Genomic DNA, 582 nt, shown 5'->3' with positions numbered 1-582 from the left:
CCTCGAAGGCCTTGAGCTCCGGCACGCCGCTCTCCGCGATCGTGGGCAGCTCGGGCAGCGCCTCGCTGCGGCGCGCGCTCGTGACCGCGAGCGCCTTGAGCTTGCCCGACCGGATGTGCGGCAACGCCGAAGGCAGGTTGTCGAACATCAGGTCCATGTTCCCGCCCATCAGGTCCAGCAGCGCCGGTCCCGAGCCGCGATACGGGAAATGGATCATGTAGGTGGCCGTCAGGCTCTTGAACAGCTCACCCGCCAGGTGGATCGACGTGCCGTTGCCGCTCGAGCACATGTTGAGCTTGCCCGGCTGAGCCCTGGCCACGCGCACCAGGTCGGCGACGCTCTGGATGCCGTACTTCTGCGCGTTGGCCGGATTCAGCACCAGCACATTGGGCACCGCGGCGACCAGCGTGACCGGCGCGAAGTCCTTGACCGGGTCGAAGGGCATCTTGGGATAGAGCGAGGCATTGATCGCGTGCGTGCCCACGGTGCCCATCAGCAGCGTGTGCCCGTCGGTCGCATGCGCCACCTCGGCCGAGCCGGTGTTGCCGCCCGCGCCGGGTTTGTTCTCGACGATCACCGGCT

Annotated in this window: 1 protein-coding gene; it reads right to left on the bottom strand. The window is 67.9% G+C overall.

What is annotated here, in order from left to right:
* A partial coding sequence (locus FUT87_RS26635; RefSeq protein WP_255512057.1) for a tripartite tricarboxylate transporter substrate-binding protein occupies positions 1 to 582 on the bottom strand: 582 nt, incomplete at both ends.

Source organism: Mitsuaria sp. TWR114, assembly GCF_007997345.1.
The sequence above is the reverse complement of the archived record's forward strand: the minus strand, read 5'-3'. Positions and strand labels throughout refer to the sequence as shown.